Source organism: Agrococcus sp. GW821-FHT14H11, assembly GCF_058803545.1.
In genome coordinates this window covers 157026-173771 of sequence record NZ_JBXAPA010000005.1, presented here as the reverse complement: position 1 = coordinate 173771, position 16746 = coordinate 157026, and the positions used below count along the sequence as shown (strand labels likewise).

The following is a 16746-nucleotide window of genomic DNA, read 5'->3' as shown; positions in this document are numbered from 1 at the left end:
GACGCGGGCGCTGACGGCCGTCAGGCGGTCGCGGCGTCGTCGGGACGCACGGCGACGACGGATGCGTCGAGGCTGCCGGACGCGACGGTGACCAGCAGGCGGTCGCCGGGTCGGGCCGCGTCCGCAGCGCGCAGCACCGACCCGCCTTCCGCCTGCACGACCGCATAGCCGCGGTCGAGCGTCGACTGCGGGCTGAGCGCGCGCAGCGTCTGCCGCAGGTGGCCGAGCTGCTGGCCGCCCAGCTCGACGACGCGCCCGGCGAGCTCGTCGGCGCGCGCGGTGAGCCGCGCGAGGTCGTCGGCGCGGCTCTCGATCATCGTCTCGGGCCTCGCGAGCGCCGGCCGCGAGCGGAACGACTCGAGCCGCTCGGCCTCGCGGGCGACGTGCTGCGTCACCCGGGCGCGCAGCATCGCCCGCGCCTGCGCGATGCGGGAGAGCTCCTCGGCGACGTCCGGCACGACCCGCTTCGCCGCATCCGTCGGCGTGGATGCGCGCAGATCGGCGACGTCGTCGAGCAGCGGGCGGTCGTTCTCGTGGCCGATCGCCGACACGACCGGCGTGGTCGCGGCGGCCACCGCGCGCACGAGCGACTCGTCGCTGAAGCCGAGCAGGTTCTGGAAGTCGCCGCCGCCGCGCGCGATCACGATCACGTCGACCTCGGGGTCGGCCTCGAGCCGCGCGAGGGCGGCGAGCACGGTCGGCACGGTCTGGTCGCCCTGCACCGCGGCGTGCTCGACCCGGAACCGCACGCCCGGCCAGCGCAGCTGGGCGTTGCGCAGCACGTCCTTCTCGGCGTCGGAGTCGCGCCCCGTGATGAGCCCGACCACGCCGGGCAGGAAGGGGAGGGGGCGCTTGCGCGCCGCGTCGAAGAGGCCCTCGGCGGCGAGCGACCGGCGCAGCGCCTCGAGGCGCGCGAGCAGGTCGCCGATGCCGACGTGCCGCAGCTGCGCCGTCACCATCGACAGCGTGCCGCCGCGCGGCCAATAGTCGGGCTTCACGAGCGCGACGACGCGGTCGCCCTGCGAGAACTCGCCCTCGATGCGCGAGAGCGTCGACGACCAGACGTTGAAGGCGACCGTGGAGTCGCCCGCGACATCCTTCAGCTTGCCGAAGACGTTGCCGCGCGAGTTCGACCACTGCGTGATCTCGCCCTCGACCCACAGGTGCCCGAGCCGGCCGATGTACGACTTCAGCTCGGCGCCCAGCCGCTCGACGCTCCACGGCTCGTCGGGCGTGCCGGTGATCCGCTCGGCCATGCCGCTCCCGTCGTCGCGCCCCGCCGCCCAGGCGGCCCGTCGGAGACCAACGTAGACTGGACCGGTGACGATCACGAACGGACGAGTCCCGCTCGACGCCCCGCGTCCGGCGCTCCGCCGGGGTCGGCTCCAGGACCTCCCCGTCGAGGGCGGCAAGCGCATCCTGCTGGCCACGCCGCGCGGCTACTGCGCCGGCGTCGACCGCGCGGTGCTCGCGGTCGAGAAGGCGCTCGAGCAGCACGGCGCGCCGATCTACGTGCGCAAGCAGATCGTGCACAACAAGCACGTCGTCGCCGAGCTCGAGCGCGAGGGCGCGATCTTCGTCGACGAGGTGGATGCGGTGCCCGAGGGCGCGCGGGTCATCTTCAGCGCGCACGGGGTGAGCCCGGCCGTCGTGCAGGCCGCCGCCGACCGTGGCCTGTCGGCGATCGACGCGACGTGCCCGCTCGTGACGAAGGTGCACCGCGAGGCGATGCGCTTCGCGCGCGACGACTTCCAGATCCTGCTCGTCGGCCACGAGGGGCACGAGGAGGTCGAGGGCACCGCGGGCCACGCGCCCGACCGGGTCACGATCGTCAACAACCCCGACGAGGCAGACACCGTGCAGGTGCAGGATCCCGACCGGCTCGTCTGGCTCAGCCAGACCACGCTCTCGGTCGACGAGACGATGGAGACGGTGCGCCGGCTGCGCGCGCGGTTCCCCAACCTGCAGGACCCGCCCAGCGACGACATCTGCTACGCCACCCAGAACCGCCAGGTCGCGATCAAGAAGGTGGCCGCCGACGCCGACCTCGTGATCGTGGTCGGCAGCGCCAACTCCTCGAACTCGGTGCGCCTCGTCGAGGTCGCGCTCGAGTACGGGGCGAAGGCCGCCTACCGCGTCGACTTCTCGACCGAGATCCAGCAGGAGTGGCTCGAGGGCGTGCGCAGCGTCGGTGTGACGAGCGGCGCGAGCGTGCCCGAGGGCCTCGTGCGCGAGGTGCTCGCCGAGCTCGAGGACGCCGGCTACCGCGACGTCACCGAGGTGCGCACCGCCGAGGAGGACCTCATCTTCTCGCTCCCCAAGGAGCTGCGGCCCAGCCGCCAGCGCTGACCGGATCTCCTGGCGGACTCCCAGCGCCCGTCGATACGCTCGCGTCATGACTGATCAGCTTCGAGGCGAGGACACCGCCAACCCCACGGATGCCGTCCGTCAGGCGAGCGAGATCGACCGCGACCAGGTCGACGACGCCCCCGAGGCGAGCGGCGCCATCTCGACGACGCCGGTCGACGGCGGCGGCGACTCCGACCCCGACCAGTGGGCCGACCAGATGGCCGACGGTGAGGACTTCGACGAGTCGATGGGGGAGCCCGCCGACGACGACCGCGTGCTCGCGACCGACGAGCTCGACGAGATCGACGACGACGACGCCCCCGAGGGCTCCGAGGCGCGCGACGAGGAGTTCGAGGGCGACGACCCGGCCGACATCCCCGACGAGCACGGCGGCACGCAGGCGGGCGTCGACACCGACGACAACGGCGTCGACGACACGGTGCTCCCCGAGGGCACCGACCGCATCGTCGACACCGGCGACGACGACTGGGAGTGACGATGGCGAAGAAGCTCACGCTCGCGCAGCGCTTGGGGCGCTTCTGGCGCAACCTCACCGGCTCCGGCGTGCGCACGTACGATGACCCGCACACCGCGGGCGGCAACGACGAGCGCGATCAGCAGCCGGGCGCCGACACGGGCGTGCGCAACCAGCAGCGTGGCTTCAACGGCCTGTAGTCGACCCAGAACGCACGAAGCGCCCCTCCGCGGAGGGGCGCTTCGTGCGTCCTCGCTACTTGCCCGACCAGCCGGCCGAGCCGAGCTGCTGCGTCGCCGACACCACGCGCGCGGCCATGGCCGTCTCGGCCGCCTTGCCCCACGAGCGGGGGTCGTAGACCTTCTTGTTGCCGACCTCGCCGTCGACCTTCAGCACGCCGTCGTAGTTGGAGAACATCGAGTGCGCGACCGAGCGCGTGTACGCGTACTGCGTGTCGGTGTCGATGTTCATCTTCACGACGCCGTTGCGCACCGCCTCGGCGATCTCCTCGTCGGTCGAGCCGGAGCCGCCGTGGAAGACGAGGTCGAGCGGCTTCGGGCCGGTGCCGTACTTCTCGGCGAGCCCCGCCTGGATCTGGCCGAGCAGCTCGGGGCGCAGGCGCACGTTGCCCGGCTTGTAGACGCCGTGCACGTTGCCGAAGGTGAGCGCCGCCATGTAGCGGCCCTGCTCGCCGAGGCCGAGCGCCTCGACGGTCGCGATCGCGTCGTCGAGCGTCGTGTAGAGCTGGTCGTTGATCTCGTGGCTCACGCCGTCCTCCTCGCCGCCGACCACGCCGATCTCGACCTCGAGGATCTGGTGGAGGGCCGCGGTGCGGGGGAGGATCTGCTTCGCGATCTCGAGGTTCTCCTCGAGCGGCACGGCGGAGCCGTCCCACATGTGCGACTGGAACAGGGGAGCGCGGCCGGCGCGCACCTCCTCCTCGCTCGCCTCGAGGAGCGGCATGACGAAGCCGTCGAGCGCGTCCTTCGGGCAGTGGTCGGTGTGCAGCGCGACGGTGATCGGGTAGGCCTTCGCGACCTCGGTGACGTAGCGGGCGAAGGCGATGGCGCCGCCGGCGCGGTTCTTGACGCTCTGGCCGGCGAAGAAGTCGGCGCCGCCGGTGGTGACCTGGATGATGCCGTCGGAGCCGGCCTCGGCGAGGCCCTGCAGCACGGCGTTGATCGTCGACGACGACGACACGTTGATGGCGGGGTACGCGAAGGCGTTGGCCTTCGCGCTGTCGAGCATCGCTGCGTACTGCTCTGGCGTTGCGACGGGCATTGCGGCTCCTGACTCGTCGGGTCGCGGACCGCCAGTCGCGGCCTCGCGGGAACATCGTCAGTCTAGGTCGCGGGGCATGCGGCCGCCCCGGCGGATGCGGACGGCCGGATGCGCCGCGGGGCCCAACTTCCTATAGGATTCCGAGGAGTGCCCGCCCCGCTCCGGGGTTCCTATGCGAGGAGAGCGCAATGACGCGACTGTTCAACGATCCGTCCCAGTTCGCCGACGAGATGATCGAGGGCTTCGCGGCCGCCGCCTCCCGGTGGGTGCAGGCAGCCCCGGGCGGCGTCGTGCGCTCGACGAAGGCCGACGAGCCCACGGTGGCGCTCGTCGTCGGCGGCGGCAGCGGCCACTACCCGGCCTTCGGCGGCCTCGTCGGCCCCGGCCTCGCGCACGGCGCCGCGATGGGCAACCTCTTCGCCTCGCCGTCGGCGCAGCAGGTCTACGCCATCGCGAAGCAGGCCGACCAGGGCCAGGGCGTGCTGCTCAGCTACGGCAACTACGCCGGCGACGTGCTGCACTTCGACCAGGCCCAGGAGCGCCTGCGCGCCGAGGGCATCGACGTGCGCACCGTCACCGTCACCGACGACATCTGGAGCGCCCCGAAGGAGCGCCTCGAGCAGCGCCGCGGCATCGCCGGCGACCTCGCGGTCTTCAAGACCGCCGGCGCCGCCGCCGAGGCGGGCTACGACATCGACGGCGTCGAGCGCATCGCGCAGACCGCCAACGCCCGCACCCGCTCGTTCGGCGTGGCCTTCTCGGGCTGCACGCTGCCGGGCGCCTCCGAGCCGCTCTTCACCGTGCCCGAGGGCAAGATGGCGGTCGGCCTCGGCATCCACGGCGAGCCCGGCATCGACGAGGTCGACGTGCCCACCGCGGACGAGCTCGCGCAGCTGTTCGTCGACAAGCTGCTCGACGAGGTGCCCGACGGCGTCGAGGTCGAGGGCGCGCGCGTCGTGCCGCTGCTGAACGGCCTCGGCAGCGTCAAGTACGAGGAGATGTTCGTCGTCTACCGCCGCGTGCACGCGCTGCTCGAGGAGCGCGGGCTCACGATCGTCGAGCCCGAGGTGGGCGAGCTCTGCACGAGCTTCGACATGGCGGGCGTCTCGCTCACGCTGCTGTGGCTCGACGAGGAGCTCGAGCGCCTGTGGTGCGCGCCCGCCGACACCGCGGGCTTCCGCAAGGGCTCGGTGGCTCCGCAGCAGCAGGCCGACGCGGTCGACGCCTCGGTCGACGAGCAGGAGGTGCCCGAGTCGACGGCCGAGTCGCGCGACGCGGCCCACGTCATCGCCGCCTCGCTCGCAGCGGTCGCCGACGCGATCGACGACGCCGCCGAGGAGCTCGGCCACATGGACTCCGTCGCGGGCGACGGCGACCACGGCATCGGCATGCAGCGCGGCTCGCGCGCCGGCAGCGCCGCCGCGACCGCGGCCGTGCACGCCGGCGCCGGTGCGCAGACGACGCTCGAGCGGGCGGCGGATGCGTGGAGCGACCGGGCGGGCGGCACCTCCGGTGCGATCTGGGGCGAGATGCTCCGCACGCTCGGCAGGCACGTGGGCGACGACCGCCACGTGACGGCGCAGACCGTCGCCGACGGCGTCGTCGCCGCGAAGGACGCCGTGATGGCGTTCGGCAAGGCCAAGGTCGGCGACAAGACGATGGTCGACGCCATCGTGCCGTTCGCCGACGACCTCGCCCGCCGCATCGCCGACGGCCAGCGCCTGCGCGACGCGTGGGGGCACTCCGCCGGCGTCGCCGACGAGGCCGCGCAGGAGACCGCAGCGCTCGCCGCGACGCTCGGCCGCGCCAAGTCGCACGGCGACAAGTCGATCGGCACCCCCGACCCGGGCGCCGTCTCGTTCGCGCTCATCTGCAGCACCATCTACGACGTCCTCACCACAGACAGGGAGCAGTGACCATGGGCATCCGCCTCATCGTCGGCAGCGACAAGGCCGGCTTCGACTACAAGGAGATCCTGAAGCGCGACATGGACGCGAACGAGCTCGTCGACTCCGTGGTCGACGTGGGCGTCGACGACGCCGAGGGCTCGACCTCGTACCCGAAGGTCGCCATCGAGGCCGCCGAGCGCGTCGCCCGCGGCGAGGCCGACCGCGCCCTGCTGCTGTGCGGCACGGGCCTGGGCGTCGCGATCGCGGCGAACAAGGTGTCGGGCATCCGCGCCGTCACCGCGCACGACTCGTTCTCGGTGGAGCGCTCGATCCTCTCGAACGACGCGCAGGTGCTCTGCATGGGCCAGCGCGTCGTGGGCATCGAGCTCGCTCGCCGGCTCGCCGGGGAGTGGCTGACCTACACCTTCGACCCCGCCAGCCACTCGCAGGCGAACGTCGACGACATCTGCGCCTACGAGGGCTGACCGGATGGCGGGGATGCTGATCGGCTCGAGCCTGAAGATGTACTTCGGGCGCGCCCGCACGCTCGAGTGGACGCGCGCGGTCGCCGCGATCTGCGCCGAGCACCCGGCCGTGCAGGGCGGGCTCGTGGAGCCGTTCGTCATCCCCACCTTCCCCTCGATCCCCGAAGTCGTGCCGATCGCCACCCACGCGGGCATGCTCGTCGGCGCGCAGGACCTCCACTGGGAGGACGCCGGCGCCTTCACGGGCGAGGTGTCGGCACCGGAGCTCGCCGAGCACGGCGTCGCGCTCGCCGAGATCGGCCACGCCGAGCGCCGCGCGATGTTCGGGGAGACCGACGAGACCGTCGCCCGCAAGGTGGCGGCCGCCCTGCGGCACGGCATCGCCCCGGTGCTCTGCATCGGCGAGCCCGACCGGGGCGCCCCGGACGCGGCCGCGGCCGCCTGCATCCGCCAGCTCGACGCATCCCTCGCCCTCGCTCGCGACGCGGGCGCCACCGGCCGGCTCGTGGTCGCCTACGAGCCCGTCTGGGCGATCGGCGCACCGGAGCCCGCCGGCGACGACCACATCCGCGCGGTCGGGGCGGCGCTGCGCGCGCACCTCGCCGACGACCCGCTCGACGCGCAGGTCATCTACGGCGGCAGCGCCGGCCCCGGGCTGCTGCCGCGCATCGCCGACAGCGTCGACGGCGTGTTCCTCGGGCGCTTCGCGCACGACCCCACCGCCTTCGGCCGCATCCTCGACGAGGCGCTCGCACTCCAGGAGACACGATGACCACCCAGCTGCCGTTCCGCGGCGTGCGCGAGCTCGAGCGCCGCGGCCTCCGCGACCGGGTCTACGACCTCATCCTGGAGCTGCTGCTCGAGGGCGACGTGGAGCCGGGCTCCCGGCTGTCCATCGACACGCTCGCCAAGCAGCTCGACGTGTCGCCCACTCCCGTGCGCGAGGCGATGGTGCAGCTCGAGCGCACCGGGCTCGTCACGCGCGAGGCGCTGAAGGGCTATCGGGTGGCTCCGCCGCTCGGGCCCGACCAGCTCGCGGAGCTGTTCGACGCCCGCCTCATGCTCGAGGTCGAGGCGACCCGGCTGGCCGCGCCGAAGGCCGCCGAGCTGCTCGAGCGGCTGCGCGTCGCGCACGAGCGGCACCAGGAGTGCGCCGACCGCATCGTCGAGGCGATGGATGCGGGGGCCGACGTGCCCGTGCGGACCACCGCGGAGTACTTCGACGCGGACTCCGCCTTCCACCGCGCGATCTTCGAGGCGGCCGGCAACCGCTACCTGATCTCGATGCACGACGACCTGGGCGCCATGACGCACCGCCTGCGGCAGGCCGTGCTGCGCGGCACGAGCGACGTGCGCGAGGCGCACGCCGAGCACGCGCGGGTGCTCGACGCCCTCGAGCGCGGCGACGCCGACGCCGCCACGGCGGCGATGCGCGCCCACATCCAGGGCGTGCGCACGCGCTCGGTGCGCGACGAGGCCGCCGGGTCCTGAGCCGCTCGGCGCGGGCGTGGGGGACACGCCCGGGCTCAGCGCGCGCTTGCGCCCGCCGCGTTATCTGACTAGTTTTCCTATAGGATATTTTCAAGGGCGAAGATCGCGCCCGCGGATCGCAACGGAGCAGACGAGATGGCAGAGCAGCCAGCATTCACCGCCGAGACCTGGCCGATCGCCACCTGCCTGCACGGCATCCCCGCCGTCTCGGCCGACGGCGTCGCCCTGCACGACGCGGACCCTGCGGTCTGGGACGACGCGTTCGCCCAGGTCGCCGACGTGGGCTTCTCGCTCGCGGAGCTCGCCGACAGCCACATCCGCCCCGCCGACCTCGAGGCGAGCCGCAAGGACGAGCTGTTCTCGATCCTCGACTCGCACGGCATCCGCATCCCCTCGGTGCACCTGCAGCGCCAGAGCGTGATCATGCCCGGCCACGAGGAGCGCAACCTCGCCTACGCCCACCGCACGATCGACGCCGCGGCGGAGTGGGGCATGGAGGTCTTCTCGACCGGCCTGCACGAGCCGTTCAGCGAGGCGCAGCGCAAGGCGCTGTGGTTCTGGACCGCGCAGGGCCCGACGAACGACCCGGATGACCCGGAGCTCTGGACCGCGGCGGTGACGCGCCTGCGCGAGCTCGGCCGGCACGCTGCCGAGGTGGGGCTCAAGATGTCGCTCGAGATGTACGAGGACACCTTCCTCGGCACCGCCGACTCGGCCGTGCGCCTCGTCGAGGAGATCGGGCTCGACAACGTCGGCCTCAACCCCGACATCGCCAACCTCATCCGCCTCCACCGGCCGATCGAGGACTGGCGCGAGATGCACGCGAAGACGCTGCCGTACGCCAACTACTGGCACGTCAAGAACTACACGCGCGACGAGGCGGCCGACGGCTCGTGGGCGACCAGCGTGCCCTCCACCATGGAGGGCGGCCTCATCAACTACCGCCAGGTCGTGCGCGACGCGCTCGCGCTCGGCTTCGACGGCATCTTCCTCATGGAGCACTACGGCGGCGACAGCCTCGGCAACTGCTCCACCAACCAGCGCTACCTGCGCTCGCTCCTCCCGAAGGGCTGAGACCATGACCACGAAGACCATCGCCGTCGTCGGCTCCGGCTACATGGGCGGCGGCATCGCCCAGGTGCTCGCGCTCGCCGGCTACGACGTGCAGATCGCCGACATCTCGGCCGAGATCGCGCAACAGAACCGCGCCCGGCTGCTCGACGAGGCGGCGCAGTTCGCCGCCGACGGGCTGTTCCCCGCCGACGCGGTCGAGCGCATCGAGGCGCGCCTCACCGCCGCCGAGTCGATCGAGTCGGCCGTCGCCGACGCCGACTTCATCGAGGAGGCGGTGCCCGAGAAGATCGAGATCAAGCACGCGACGCTCGCGCGCATCTCGGCCGCCGCCCGCCCCGACGCGATCATCGGCTCCAACACGTCGACGATCCTGATCGGCAGCCTCGCCGAGGCCGTCGAGCACCCCGAGCGCTTCCTCGGCGTGCACTTCTCGAACCCGGCGCCGTTCATCCCGGGCGTCGAGCTCATCGCGCACGAGGGCACGGATGCCGCCATCCTCCCCGTGGTCGAGGAGATCGTCGCGGCGACCGGCAAGGAGACGGCACGCGTCGGCGACGCGACCGGCTTCGTGCTCAACCGCCTGCAGTACGCCCTCTTCCACGAGGCCACCCAGCTCGTGGAGGAGGGCGTGGCGACGCCCGACGACATCGACACGATCGTGCGCACGACGTTCGGCTTCCGGCTGCCCGTCTTCGGGCCGTTCGCGATCGCCGACATGGCCGGCCTCGACGTCTACGCGTTCTGCTACGCATCGCTGCAGACGCGCTGGCCCGAGCGCTTCGCGACGCCGGACTCCCTCAAGGAGCTCGTCGACGCCGGCAAGTTCGGCACCAAGTCGGGCGCCGGCTACCTCGAGGTGCCGGCGGAGCGCACCGCAGAGCTCATCGCCTACCGCAACAAGGCGTACGTGGCCATCAAGCAGCTCATGGACGAGCTCGGCCCGGCCCCCATCCACTGATCCACGAAAGGCATCGGCACATGGCCACCGCATTCCCCGAGTCCAAGACCGTCGTCCTCACCGGCGCGGCCTCGCCGCGCGGCATCGGCCGCGCATCCGCCCACTACCTCGCGGAGCACGGCTGGAACGTCGGCATCATCGACCTCGACGCCGACGCGGCCAAGGCGGTCGCCGCCGAGATCGCCGAGCAGCACGGCGTGCAGGCCGCCGGCGCCGGCGCGAACGTCGCCGACGAGGCGCAGGTGCGCGCCGCGTACGACGAGCTCGAGGCGGCCCTGCCGCAGATCGTCGCGCTCGTGAACCTCGCGGGTGTGTCGAGCCCCGTGCCCTACCTCGAGGTGACGGCCGACGAGTGGAACCGCGTCATGGGCATCAACATGAACGGCGTGCACTACGCCACCCGTCGCGCCGTCGAGTCGATGGTGCAGCACGGCGTCGGCCGCGTCGTGAGCCTCTCGTCGGTCTCGGCGCAGCGCGGAGGCGGCACGTTCTCGAAGACGGTGTACTCGGCCGCCAAGGCGGGCGTCATCGGCTTCACGCGCTCCGTCGCCCGCGAGCTCGGCCCGCAGGGCGTGACGGTCAACGCCATCTCGCCCGGCCCCATCGACACCGACATCATGGGCGGCACGCTCACCGAGGAGCGGAAGGCCGCCATGGCGGCCGACGGCGTGCTCCCGCGCATCGGCACGCCCCGCGACATCGCCGCCGCCATCGCCTACCTGATCTCCGAGGACGCCGGATTCGTGACGGGCCAGACCCTGAACGTCGACGGCGGCCTCTACATGCACTGATCGCCATGGGCTCCTGGTCGAAGTCGCGCATCCTCTTCCTCGCCCTGGGCGTCGTCCTCGTGGGCGTCGGCCTGTGGCTGATCCTCCCGTCCGTCCTCAACTGACCGAAACCGAAGCACCGCACTCGAAGGAGAGTCCCGTGTCCGATACGACACTGCAGCCGAAGTCGCAGGGCAACCCCGCCCTCGACTCGGCCATCAAGAAGGCCGCCAAGCACCTGATGCCGATGCTGGTGATCCTGTACTTCGTCGCCTTCCTCGACCGCACGAACGTCGGCTTCGCCGAGGACGCGCTCCAGATGGACCGCGGCATCTCGGCGGGCGCCTTCGCGCTCGGCGCCGGCATCTTCTTCATCGGCTACGCGATCTTCGAGATCCCGTCGAACCTGCTGCTGAAGAAGTTCGGCGCGCGCTTCTGGCTCGCGCGCATCGCGATCACGTGGGGCCTCGTCGCCTCGGCATTCGCGTTCGTGACCGACGACACGTCGTTCATCGTGCTGCGCTTCCTGCTCGGCGTCACCGAGGCGGGCCTGTTCCCGGGCGTGATCCTCTTCCTCTCCGAGTGGTTCCCGAACAAGCACCGCGTGCAGATGTTCGCGATCTTCTACCTCGCGCAGCCGTTCTCGCAGATGCTCGGCGCCCCGCTCTCGGGCGGCCTGATCAGCTTCGGCGAGCAGGTGACCCCGTGGGCCGGCTGGCAGGTGATGTTCTTCGTCGAGGGCATGATGGCGGTCGCCGCCGGCATCGCGGCGATCTTCTTCCTCATCAACGGCCCGCAGGACGCGAAGTGGCTGAACCAGGAGGAGAAGGACGCCCTCATCGACGTGATGGCCAAGGAGGACTCCGTGCGCGAGTCCGACGGCCCGAGCGGCATCTGGCGCGCGATGGGCAACTGGAAGGTGTGGTACTTCACCATCATCTACTTCTGCCTGCAGATCGCGGTCTACGGCACCACCTTCTACCTGCCGCAGCAGGTCGCGAACCTGCTCGGCCAGGACGTCGGCTGGCAGGTCGGCCTCGTCGCCGCCATCCCGTGGCTCGTGGGCCTGTTCGCCTGCTACTTCTTCGGCAAGGCGGCGAACACGATCGCCCGTCGTCGCAACTGGGGCACGCTCTTCTACATCTCGACGGGCCTGTTCATCCTCGGCTCCGCCTGGGCGGGCGCGAACGGGCAGCCGATCCTCGGCATCCTGTTCATCACCCTCGCGGTCGCGAGCTTCCTCTCGGTGGGCCCGATCACCTGGTCGTACCCGACGGCGTTCCTCACGGGCACCGCTGCGGCCGCCGGCATCGGCCTCATCAACTCGCTCGGCAACCTGGGCGGCTTCGTCGCCCCGATCATGCGCACGGCGATCAACGAGGCCGTCCCGACCGACTCGGGGGCGTGGGGCGTGGTGTCGCTCGGCGTGTTCGCGTTCCTCGCGGCGGCGATGCTCTTCGGCACGAAGCTCTTCAGCGCGAAGGCGGATGCGCTGCTGGAGGCCGAGAAGGACGAGGACGTGGAGTCGGTGGCGCCGGGCCACTGACTCGCACCGACCGTCGCATCGCGACGACGCGCATCCGCCCGGATGCGCACCCAGACCGGGCCGGGACCCGCGACACCCCGGCCCGGTCTGTCGCGTCGGCACGCGTGCGGCCCGCGAAGGAACCGCCGGACTTTCGCCGCGCGCGGGGCGGGCCCACCGCATCCGCTCACTACGCTCGAAGCAGGCTCACCGATGGAGGACACCGTGGCGCAGCAGCCCGACGCTCAGAAGGCCCCGGTCTTCGACAACCCCGACCGCAACCTGGCGATGGAGCTGGTGCGCGCGACCGAGGCCGCCGCGATCCGCGCCGTGCCGTTCATCGGCCGCGGCGACAAGAACGCCGCCGACGGCGCGGCGGTCGACGCGATGCGCACGTTCCTCTCGACGGTCGCCTTCGACGGCGTCATCGTCATCGGCGAGGGCGAGAAGGACGAGGCGCCGATGCTCTTCAACGGCGAGCACGTCGGCAACGGCCGCGGCCCGTCGGCCGACATCGCCGTCGACCCGATCGACGGCACCTCGCTCACCGCCGCCGGCCGGCAGAACGCGCTCAGCGTGATCGCCGTCGCCGATCGCGGCACGATGTACGACCCGATCGACGCGTTCTACATGGACAAGCTCGTCGCCGGCCCCGAGGCGATCGGCGTCATCTCGCTCGACCAGTCGATCGGCGACAACATCCGCGAGCTCGCGCGCGCCAAGGGCAAGGACGTCGGCGAGATCGTCGTCGCGGTGCTCGACCGCCCGCGCCACGCCGAGCTCATCGAGGAGATCCGCTCGGCCGGCGCCGGCACGCGCCTCATGCGCGACGGCGACGTGGCCGGCGGCATCAACGCGGCCCGCTGGGAGAGCCGCATCGACATCTGCGCCGGCGCCGGCGGCACGCCCGAGGGCGTCATCACCGCGTGCGCGATCAAGGCGCTCGGAGGCTTCATGGAGGGGCGCCTGTCGCCGCAGTCGGACGAGGAGCACCGCAAGGTCGTCGCCGCGGGCCACGACCTCGACCGGGTGCTGGGCCTCGACGACCTGGTCGCGAGCGACAACACCTACTTCGTCGCCACCGGCGTCACCGACGGCCAGCTGCTCGACGGCGTGCGCCGCAAGGGCCCGCTCATCCGCACCGAGTCGCTCGTGCTGCGCTCGAAGACCGGCACCGCGCGCCGCGTGATCGCCGAGCACCGCGCCGAGAAGTGGCTGGAGCAGGGCTCGAGCCGAGGCTGACCGCTCCGGCGGCGTCCTCGGCGGATGCGTGGGGCGCGCCGAGGTGGGTGCGGCACGATGGTCGCGTGAGCGGCTCCGAGCGCCTGGTGGGCGTCGACCTCGCGCGGCTGCTGGCCGTCGTGGGGATGATGGCCGCACACACGCTGCTCGCGGCCGAGCCGCCCCCGCCCGACGGGGTCGCGGCGCTCGTCGACGGGCCGCCGTCGACGCTCTTCGCGGTGCTCGGCGGTGTGAGCGTGGTGCTCGCCGCCCGCGCCCGGCTCGCCGCCGGCGACCGCTGGGGCGCGCTGCGCTCGACGCTCGTACGGGGCGCGCTCGTCGCGCTGCTCGGCGCGATCATCGGGCCGTTCGCGGCCGCCGTCTACGTCGTGCTCGTGCCCTTCGGCGTCGCGATCATGCTGGCCGCGGTGCTCGTGCTGCTGCCGTCGTGGCTACTCGCCGGGGTCACGACCGTGCTGTGGCTCGCCGGCGGCTCGCTGCTCGTCGCGGCGCGCGAGCGGCTGCCGAGCGCCGCGAGCATCGGCGACGGCGCGGCGCTGGGGGAGCGCCTCGCCGCCACCGCTGCCGACGTGCTGCTCACCGGCGTCTACCCGGTGCTCACCTGGGTGGCCTACCTGCTGGTCGGCATGCTCGCCGCCCGCGCGCAGCTCGCCGCCCGCGCCCGCGGCGTCGAGCGGCGCGCGCTCGTGCAGCTCGCGGTCGTCGGCGCCGCGCTCGTCGTCGCCGGCGTCGCCGCGAGCGAGCTCGGCATGCGGCTGCTCGCGGGCCCCCTCGACGACGCCGCGCGCGACGAGCTGCTGCGGAACGGCTACGGCGCCGCGCAGGGATCGGCGACCGCCTGGCAGCTGGTGGCCGCCCCGCACACGGGCACGCCCGCCGACATGGCGCGCACGGTCGGCATCGCCCTGCTCGTCATCGCGCTGCTCGGGCTCCTGGCCGCGGCGCTGCCGCGCCCGGCGGTGCGCGCGCTCGAGCCGCTGCGGGCGGCGGGCGCGGCGCCGCTCACGATCTACGTGGTGCACGTGCTGCTGCTCACCGCGATGCTCGTGCTCCTGCAGGACGCGGCGCCGGCGCTCGGCGCCGGATCGGCCGCGTGGGCCGTGCAGGTCGTCGTCGCCCTCGCGATCGGGGCCGTGCTCGCCGCGGGCGACGGGCGCGGGCCGCTCGAGCGCTTCGTCGGCCGGGCGGCCGACCGCGCGGCGGGGGATCGCCCGCGGCCGGTGCAACCGGCGGCCGACCGCGCGCACGGCTGAGCGGATCCTCAGCGATCCGGGCCCGCGCGGCGCGGGCCGTCGGCAGGATGATGCCGTGGGCGGCGGCGCGCGATCGGTGGGCATCGACCTCGCGTGGCTCGTCGCCATCGCGGGCCTCGTCGCGGCGCCCACGCTGCTGCGGAGCGGGGAGCACGCCGGCGCGCCGCTCGGCCTCCTGCTCGACGGGCCGCCGGTCGCCCTGCTCGCCGTGCTCGCCGGCTGCTGCGCGGTGCTCGCGGTGCGGCCGCGCCTCGCCGCCCGCCACCGCGCGGCGGCCGCGCGCGAGACGCTCACGCGAGGGCTCTGGCTCGGCCTCGTCGGCAGCGCGGCCCTCGCGCTCGGGGCGTGGCTCGAGCTCGTGCGCTCGGCCTACCTCGCCTTCGGCGGCTGGGGGACCCCGGTCGACGCGTGGCTCTACGGCGCCGACCTGTGGGTGCTGCCGGTCGCGACCGCGCTGCAGGCGCCGCTCGCGCAGCTCGGCGTCGCGCTGGCGCTCGCGGCCGCAGCGCTGCTGCTGCCGGTGTGGGCGCTCGCGGCGCTCGCGGCGGCGTGGACCGCCGGCGGAGGGCTCCTGCTCGCGGCCGTCGGCGACGCGCTCCGCCCCGCGCCGCCCGGATCGCCCTGGGGGCCGACGGCGGAGTCGGTGCGCGTGCTGCTCGTCGGCGACCCGTGGGCAGCGCTCATGCTCCTGCCGTGGGTGCTCGTCGGCATGCTCGCCGGGCGGCTGCTGCTCTCGGCGCGCGAGCGCGGTCGGGAGCGGGCGCTGCACGGCGCGCTGCTGGTCGTCGGCCTCCTGCTGGCCGGCGCCGCCATCGCGACGAGCGAGCTCGCGCTCGCGCACCTCGTGCCGGCGGTGCTGCCGCTCGGCGACGCCACCGCGGCGCGCGAGCTGCTCGGGATGCCGGGGGTGCTGCGCGCGATGGGCGGCGAACCCGTGCTGCAGCTCGTCGCGATGCCCGGCTCCGGCACGGCCGCCGAGGCGGTGCGCGCCGGCGGCCTCGCGCTCGCCGTCGTCGGCGCCGCGGGGCTCGGCGGCGCCTCGGCCGGCCCGCGGGTGCGGCGCGCGCTCGCCCCCGCGCTCGCGGCGGGGGCCGCGCCGGTCACGGTGCTGCTCGCGACCGCCCTCGTGCACGCGCTGCTGCTCGCGGTCGCGCCGCAGGCGCCGGCGCTCGTCGAGGGATGGTCCGGCTGGGCCGTGCTCGTCGCCGCGGCGCTCGGGGTGGGCGCGCTCCTGGCGGCGCTGCGCGCCGACGCGCCGCTCGAGCGCTGGATGGACGCCGCGGCGCTGCGCTCCGGCGGCCCGCTCCGCGCCGCCGAGCCGCTCGCGGTCGCGCTGCCGGACGAGCGCTCGATCTCCTACGCGGTGCGCTTCCGGGCACCGGCGGAGGCCGTGTGGCAGGCGCTGACCGACCCGCGCCTGGTGCCCTTGTGGCTGCCGGATCCTGGCATGCCGATGACCAGCTGCGCCATCGACGCGCGCACGGGCGGCGGCTACCGCTTCGAGCACGGCGGCGGCGTGCGCCGGCCGGTGGTGGTGGGCGAGTACCTGCACGTCGAGCGGCCGGTGCGCATCGTCGAGCGGCAGTGGCAGGAGGGCGGCCGCCGGCCGCCGGTGACGGCGTCGACCGTGCTCGAGCAGCACAGGGACGTGACGGTGCTGCGCGGCCACGAGGTCTTCGACTCGCAGCGACTGCGCGACTCGGTGCTGCCGCAGCTGGGCATCCCGGCCGCCGCCTACGAGCGGCTCGCGGCGCTCGTGGAGCGTGGAGGAGGGGATGCGCCGGGTCACGATCCGGTCACGGTCGCGGCACCGGTTTGACACGGGCGGCGCGGACTCGCATGCTGGAACCTGAAACCTGAACCACCTGTCAGGTTTGGTCAGTTCCCGACACCGTGAAGCCGCACGAGGACGTGCTCGCCCGCCGAGCTGCGCCCCAGGGGCTCCCACTGCTCG

At 73.4% G+C, this 16746-nt stretch carries 16 protein-coding genes; 14 read left to right on the top strand and 2 right to left on the bottom strand.

The window, feature by feature from the left end:
• Positions 1–20: 20 nt before the first annotated feature.
• Complete coding sequence (xseA, locus tag AC1RNL_RS07455; RefSeq protein ID WP_492934868.1) at positions 21–1256, bottom strand: exodeoxyribonuclease VII large subunit; 1236 nt, start codon at positions 1254–1256, stop codon at positions 21–23.
• 70 nt (positions 1257–1326) lie between these two features.
• On the opposite strand from xseA, the gene AC1RNL_RS07450 reads away from it, so the two are divergent.
• Genes AC1RNL_RS07450 through AC1RNL_RS07440 form a run of 3 tightly spaced genes read left to right on the top strand, consistent with a single transcriptional unit; the run spans position 1327 to position 3024 of the window.
• Positions 1327–2349, top strand: a complete 1023-nt coding sequence (locus AC1RNL_RS07450; protein WP_146357409.1) for a 4-hydroxy-3-methylbut-2-enyl diphosphate reductase — start codon at positions 1327–1329, stop codon at positions 2347–2349.
• Positions 2350–2395: 46 nt separating this feature from the next.
• Entirely contained in the window at positions 2396–2845 is a 450-nt protein-coding gene (locus tag AC1RNL_RS07445) for a hypothetical protein (protein ID WP_128190606.1), read from the top strand.
• Between the two features lie 2 nt (positions 2846–2847).
• Positions 2848–3024 carry a hypothetical protein gene (locus AC1RNL_RS07440; RefSeq protein WP_246990588.1) on the top strand — a complete coding sequence of 59 codons (177 nt, stop codon included), beginning with the start codon at positions 2848–2850 and terminating at the stop codon, positions 3022–3024.
• Between the two features lie 55 nt (positions 3025–3079).
• On the opposite strand, the gene fbaA is transcribed toward AC1RNL_RS07440, so the two are convergent.
• A complete protein-coding gene (fbaA, locus tag AC1RNL_RS07435; protein WP_146357123.1) occupies positions 3080–4105 on the bottom strand; it encodes a class II fructose-bisphosphate aldolase in 1026 nt (341 codons plus the stop codon).
• Between the two features lie 188 nt (positions 4106–4293).
• On the opposite strand from fbaA, the gene AC1RNL_RS07430 reads away from it, so the two are divergent.
• The 11 genes from AC1RNL_RS07430 to AC1RNL_RS07380 all read left to right on the top strand — a co-directional run bounded on the left by AC1RNL_RS07430 (position 4294) and on the right by AC1RNL_RS07380 (position 16611).
• Positions 4294–6021, top strand: coding sequence for a dihydroxyacetone kinase family protein (locus AC1RNL_RS07430; RefSeq protein WP_310121489.1), 1728 nt, complete (start codon positions 4294–4296; stop codon positions 6019–6021).
• 2 nt (positions 6022–6023) lie between these two features.
• Positions 6024–6479: a ribose-5-phosphate isomerase gene (locus tag AC1RNL_RS07425; RefSeq protein ID WP_492934867.1), complete on the top strand. Its 456-nt coding sequence runs from the start codon at positions 6024–6026 to the stop codon at positions 6477–6479.
• Between the two features lie 4 nt (positions 6480–6483).
• A complete protein-coding gene (locus AC1RNL_RS07420; RefSeq protein ID WP_492934866.1) occupies positions 6484–7251 on the top strand; it encodes a triose-phosphate isomerase family protein in 768 nt (255 codons plus the stop codon).
• Positions 7248–7970, top strand: a complete 723-nt coding sequence (locus AC1RNL_RS07415) for a GntR family transcriptional regulator (protein ID WP_492934865.1) — start codon at positions 7248–7250, stop codon at positions 7968–7970. The genes AC1RNL_RS07420 and AC1RNL_RS07415 overlap by 4 nt, the downstream gene beginning before the upstream one ends.
• 135 nt (positions 7971–8105) lie before the next feature.
• Positions 8106–9044 (top strand): sugar phosphate isomerase/epimerase family protein, encoded by a 939-nt coding sequence (locus AC1RNL_RS07410; protein WP_310121477.1) that lies wholly within the window; start codon positions 8106–8108, stop codon positions 9042–9044.
• 4 nt (positions 9045–9048) lie between these two features.
• Positions 9049–10002 carry a 3-hydroxyacyl-CoA dehydrogenase family protein gene (locus AC1RNL_RS07405; protein WP_128190340.1) on the top strand — a complete coding sequence of 318 codons (954 nt, stop codon included), beginning with the start codon at positions 9049–9051 and terminating at the stop codon, positions 10000–10002.
• Positions 10003–10022: 20 nt separating this feature from the next.
• Positions 10023–10793 carry an SDR family NAD(P)-dependent oxidoreductase gene (locus tag AC1RNL_RS07400; RefSeq protein WP_128190341.1) on the top strand — a complete coding sequence of 257 codons (771 nt, stop codon included), beginning with the start codon at positions 10023–10025 and terminating at the stop codon, positions 10791–10793.
• A gap of 139 nt (positions 10794–10932) precedes the next feature.
• The gene (locus AC1RNL_RS07395) at positions 10933–12318 is read left to right on the top strand and encodes an MFS transporter (protein ID WP_225792797.1); all 1386 of its coding nucleotides are present in this window, start codon (positions 10933–10935) and stop codon (positions 12316–12318) included.
• A gap of 192 nt (positions 12319–12510) precedes the next feature.
• Positions 12511–13539 (top strand): class II fructose-bisphosphatase, encoded by a 1029-nt coding sequence (glpX, locus tag AC1RNL_RS07390; protein WP_310121460.1) that lies wholly within the window; start codon positions 12511–12513, stop codon positions 13537–13539.
• A 65-nt stretch (positions 13540–13604) separates the two neighbouring features.
• Positions 13605–14792 (top strand): heparan-alpha-glucosaminide N-acetyltransferase domain-containing protein, encoded by a 1188-nt coding sequence (locus tag AC1RNL_RS07385; RefSeq protein ID WP_492934864.1) that lies wholly within the window; start codon positions 13605–13607, stop codon positions 14790–14792.
• 55 nt (positions 14793–14847) lie between these two features.
• On the top strand, positions 14848–16611 hold the full coding sequence (locus AC1RNL_RS07380; protein ID WP_492934863.1) for an SRPBCC domain-containing protein: 1764 nt from the start codon (positions 14848–14850) through the stop codon (positions 16609–16611).
• Positions 16612–16746 lie beyond the last annotated feature (135 nt).

Excerpts from the sequence above, each read along its gene's own strand:
- xseA (WP_492934868.1), bottom strand. The coding sequence starts at position 1,256 with ATGGCCGAGCGGATCACCGGCACGCCCGACGAGCCGTGGAGCGTCGAG.
- AC1RNL_RS07445 (WP_128190606.1), top strand. The coding sequence starts at position 2,396 with ATGACTGATCAGCTTCGAGGCGAGGACACCGCCAACCCCACGGATGCC.
- AC1RNL_RS07440 (WP_246990588.1), top strand. The coding sequence starts at position 2,848 with ATGGCGAAGAAGCTCACGCTCGCGCAGCGCTTGGGGCGCTTCTGGCGC.
- fbaA (WP_146357123.1), bottom strand. The coding sequence starts at position 4,105 with ATGCCCGTCGCAACGCCAGAGCAGTACGCAGCGATGCTCGACAGCGCG.
- AC1RNL_RS07430 (WP_310121489.1), top strand. The coding sequence starts at position 4,294 with ATGACGCGACTGTTCAACGATCCGTCCCAGTTCGCCGACGAGATGATC.
- AC1RNL_RS07425 (WP_492934867.1), top strand. The coding sequence starts at position 6,024 with ATGGGCATCCGCCTCATCGTCGGCAGCGACAAGGCCGGCTTCGACTAC.
- AC1RNL_RS07420 (WP_492934866.1), top strand. The coding sequence starts at position 6,484 with ATGGCGGGGATGCTGATCGGCTCGAGCCTGAAGATGTACTTCGGGCGC.
- AC1RNL_RS07415 (WP_492934865.1), top strand. The coding sequence starts at position 7,248 with ATGACCACCCAGCTGCCGTTCCGCGGCGTGCGCGAGCTCGAGCGCCGC.
- AC1RNL_RS07410 (WP_310121477.1), top strand. The coding sequence starts at position 8,106 with ATGGCAGAGCAGCCAGCATTCACCGCCGAGACCTGGCCGATCGCCACC.
- AC1RNL_RS07405 (WP_128190340.1), top strand. The coding sequence starts at position 9,049 with ATGACCACGAAGACCATCGCCGTCGTCGGCTCCGGCTACATGGGCGGC.
- AC1RNL_RS07400 (WP_128190341.1), top strand. The coding sequence starts at position 10,023 with ATGGCCACCGCATTCCCCGAGTCCAAGACCGTCGTCCTCACCGGCGCG.
- glpX (WP_310121460.1), top strand. The coding sequence starts at position 12,511 with ATGGAGGACACCGTGGCGCAGCAGCCCGACGCTCAGAAGGCCCCGGTC.